We start from the raw sequence: 3,819 nt of genomic DNA, 5'->3' as shown, positions 1-3,819 counted from the left end.
GCTGCTGTTTTGCAGGGGGATTCGGCGTTACGCAGCCTGCAATACCAGATGCGCCAGCTGATGAATGGAACGCTGGCCGGCTCCGGCAACTATCGCACCTTGTCGTCGGTAGGCATCAGCTTTGACAAGACCGGCGTGATGACCTTCGACAGCAGCAAGCTGTCGGGAGCGCTCAGTACAAGCCCGGATAGTGTAGCGGCACTGTTCGGCGTGTTTGCCACCAGTAGCGATAGCCAGATCAGCTATGTCAATTCGACCGGCAATACCAAGGCGGGCAACTACGGTGTCTCCATCACCCAGCTTGCTACACAGGGGGTGGTGCGCGGCTCGGCTGCCAGCTCGAAAGATCTGTCGGCCGTGGCGACGCCAACACTGGCAGTGCAAATAGATGGTTTCCAGAGTGCCACCATCAGCCTGAGCCAGAAGAATTACGCCAGCTTTGACGATATCGCCGCAGACCTGCAGAGCAAGATCAATGGCGACAGCACCTTGAAAGCGGCCGGTATTACCGCTTCAGTCAGCTTTGACAGCAGCGCCAATCGCTTTGTCATCGCCTCTGCCCGCTATGGCACCTCATCCAAGGCGCAGGTCAGCAGTATCGATCCAACCTTGGCCAGCCAGCTTGGCCTCAGTGTCGGCACGCAGGCGACACTGGCTGCTGGCACCTTGTTGTCCTCCACGGTGGATGCGACTAACGATACGTTTTCCATTTCGGTGGATGGGGCAGCCAGCACAGCCATCACCCTGACCCAGGGTAGCTATACCGGCGCAAGCTTGGCAAGCGAGATCCAGAGCAAGCTGACTGGTGCCGGGCTCAATGCAATTGCGGTGTATAACGCAACCGCTAACCGGATCGAGCTGGCGTCTGGCACGACCGGGACCAGTTCGGCGATCGAGCTCACTGCAGTCGGCAGCAATAGCGGCGCCACACTGGGCCTGGCGACAGGCAAGGGCAGTGTCACCGGGCTGGATGTGGCAGGTCGCATCGGCAATAACGCGGCGACCGGCTCGGGTCAGTACTTGACCGGCTTGGGTGATGCGGCGGGTTTGAATATCCTGGTGGCTGGTGGTAGCGCATCGCCGGGTGGGGCTGCGCGAGGTTCGATCGCCTTCAACAAAGGTTTTGCCTACCAGCTTGACCAGCTGTTCGGCGCTGCCTTGTCGGACAAGGGCGTGCTCAATGCCGATGCGCAAGGCTTCCAGAGCCAGATCGATAGGCTGGAAGCGCAGGATGTGCGCTTCAATCAACGGCTCAGTCGCGTTCAGGCCCTTTATGTACAGCAGTTCACCACGCTGGATACGACGATTGCCCGGCTGCGGCAAACCAGCGCATCATTGTCGCAGTCACTGGCCAGCTTGCCCAAGGCGAGTTGACCGACACGGGGAATGACGATGTCGAAACTCAAAAGTGCGCTCGATGCCTATGGCAATAGCGGTCTGGAATACAAGATCGATACGGCCTCGCCCCACCAATTGGTTTGCCTGCTATTTGACGGCGCTGCAAAAGCACTGCTGATTGCCAAGCATGCATTGAATGACCGGCGTATCGCCGAGAAAGGCCAAGCGATCTCCAAGGCGATCAGCATTATCGAAGAGGGTTTGCGGGTCAGCCTTGATCGCACGGTGGGCGGCGAGTTGGTAGATAACCTTGATGCGCTGTACGAATACATGTCGCGCCGGCTTCTGGAAGCGAATCTCTACAACGATGGCCTGATTCTCGATGAGGTCTACAATTTGTTGCTGCAACTGAAGACCGCTTGGGAACAGATTGCCGAGAAGCCGGCGAATGAAGTGGAAGTGGTCGAGGTCAGTCAAACAACAGCGCGTCATTCGCTCAGCTATGGCAGAGTCTGAAGCCCGCCGCTGCGAAGCCTGGCTTGCGGCGCACCGCGAGATGGCTACACTGGCAATTGACTTGCGCAATGTGGCCGATGCCGGGCAGTGGGACAGACTGGGTGAACTGCTGGCGCGGCACACTATATTGGCCGATACCGTGGCCGGCGATGTGCCACCCGGTGTACTGAGCCAGCTGGGTACGCCGCTGGTGAGGCAGTTGCTGGAAACTACGGCAGCCGCAAATGAGGAGGCGTTGGCTTCGGTGCAAGTCTGGCGAGACTCGCTCACGCCACTGATCCGACAACTGGAAGATACCCAGTCCAATGTCAGCCGCTTGCAAAAGGCGTATCGCTAGCGCTTGATGGCTGTGGAGATAGCAAATGCATGCCGTGACTTTGAGCTGGGAGCAGCTCGCCCTGCTGGCATTTACCTATGCCTTGGTCGGGGCGGTTGGTGTTTTTGTAGGCGCCCTGCTGAGCGGGCGACCCAAGCGGCAATCCGGCAGTCAGGCAGCGCGCGAGCAGGCTGCGCTTGCCGATGAAGTCCGCTCGATCCGCCAGGAACTGCAGGCACTGGCCGGAAAACAGATCACAGAAAAGCCGGTGGTAGCCGAAAAGGTCGAGTCTGCCTATAGCCAGGCCATCCGCCTCGCCCAGCAGGGCCTCGATTCTGCCGCTGTGGCAGCCGGCTGCGGGATTTCACGTGGTGAGGCCGATCTGATCGTTGCGATCTACCGGGCTTCGCAGCGGCCGTGACGCCATGATTCCCGCCAATGCGCTGGTGGCGCAACTCCAGGCCTATATCCAGGCGCCTGAACAACCGCTGGTTCAGGCGGTCGATGCACTACAGGAAATCCAGCAGCTGTTTACCGTCGGCGAGCAGGTGCGCGCCACTGTCACCGGCCAGCTCGACGGTGGACGTTTTGCCGTTCTGGTGAAAGAGCAGCTGCTTGATCTGAATCTGCCCAGAAACACCGAAGCAGGGAAGTCCCTGCAACTTCGAGTGCTGGCCAATTCCCCGCGCCTGACCTTCCTGATTGAAAACGAGCTGCCGCAGGCGGCGCCAGCGCAACAGCCCAAATCGCTGCCGACGGCATCGGCCAGCGTAGCATTGAGCCAGGCTGGTCAGTTTCTCGGTGAGTTGCTGGCGAAGTCCGATGGCGGCGATGGCAAGGCGCCAGCCATACAAGGTAAGGCACCGCTGGCCCAAGCAGGGGCAATCGACAGCGCCAAGCTGGCCGGCGCACTCAAGCAGGCTTTGGCCGAGAGTGGTGTGTTTTACGAATCACATCTGGCCGGCTGGGCGCAAGGCCAGCATCCTCTGGAAAGCCTCTTGCGCGAACCGCAAGGCCAGCTATCGAGTGGCACAGGTGATCAGGCTGGCAAGCCGGTATCGCGTCAGACCGATAACGCTGAAGAACCGGCGCCCGCACGCTCGGGTCTGGCCAAGCAGGAGAATGCCAGTCATATCGCTGCCGATGGCACTACGGCTGCATCGGCAGGCAAGGACGAATTGTCGCCCAGGGACAAACTGCTTGATGTGCCCGGCCTGCCGCCCCAGGAGCACAAGGCTGCCCTGCAGGATATGTCGAGCAATCTGCGCCAGTTGATACAGCAACAGCTGCAAACCCTGGATCAGCGCGCCTTGAGCTGGCATGGGCAAGCCTGGCCGGGGCAAGCGGTGGAGTGGGAGCTGGAACAGGAGGCCGCTGGCAGTCAGCAGGAGGAGCCAGCCATGAAGCCGGTATGGCGAAGCCGGCTTTATCTGGAATTGCCCAGGCTCGGGGTAATCGAGGCGTCGATACGGCTGAGTGAGCAAAAACGGGTGGATGTGGATTTTCGCGTCGCTGATCCAGATACGGCAGACCGGCTCCGGCGAGAATCAAACCTGCTGCAGGCGCGTTTTGATGCGGCCGGTCTGGAATTGACCAGTCAGCAAATCGCGCTGAGCGAGGAGCGCTGAGCCAATGGGCAAATCCCGCAA

At 60.1% G+C, this 3,819-nt stretch carries 5 protein-coding genes; all 5 read left to right on the top strand.

Going from position 1 to position 3,819, the window contains the following annotated elements; genetic code table 11:
* Positions 1-1,374: flagellar filament capping protein FliD (gene fliD / locus ACE3OH_RS20545; RefSeq protein ID WP_374357544.1), on the top strand; the 1,374-nt coding region annotated here is incomplete at its 5' end.
* Positions 1,375-1,392: 18 nt separating this feature from the next.
* Positions 1,393-1,854 (top strand): flagellar export chaperone FliS, encoded by a 462-nt coding sequence (gene fliS / locus ACE3OH_RS20540; RefSeq protein WP_374357541.1) that lies wholly within the window; start codon positions 1,393-1,395, stop codon positions 1,852-1,854.
* Positions 1,855-1,894: 40 nt separating this feature from the next.
* Entirely contained in the window at positions 1,895-2,191 is a 297-nt protein-coding gene (locus ACE3OH_RS20535) for a flagellar protein FliT (RefSeq protein WP_374357538.1), read from the top strand.
* A gap of 25 nt (positions 2,192-2,216) precedes the next feature.
* Positions 2,217-2,591, top strand: a complete 375-nt coding sequence (locus tag ACE3OH_RS20530) for a DUF2802 domain-containing protein (RefSeq protein ID WP_374357535.1) — start codon at positions 2,217-2,219, stop codon at positions 2,589-2,591.
* Positions 2,592-2,595: 4 nt separating this feature from the next.
* On the top strand, positions 2,596-3,798 hold the full coding sequence (locus ACE3OH_RS20525; protein WP_374357532.1) for a flagellar hook-length control protein FliK: 1,203 nt from the start codon (positions 2,596-2,598) through the stop codon (positions 3,796-3,798).
* The last annotated feature ends 21 nt before the right edge of the window (positions 3,799-3,819 follow it).

Origin of the sequence: Chitinimonas sp. (assembly GCF_041904975.1) — a bacterium.
Taxonomy (GTDB): Bacteria; Pseudomonadota; Gammaproteobacteria; order Burkholderiales; family Chitinimonadaceae; genus Chitinimonas.
This window is presented reverse-complemented; position numbering and strand designations above follow the sequence as displayed.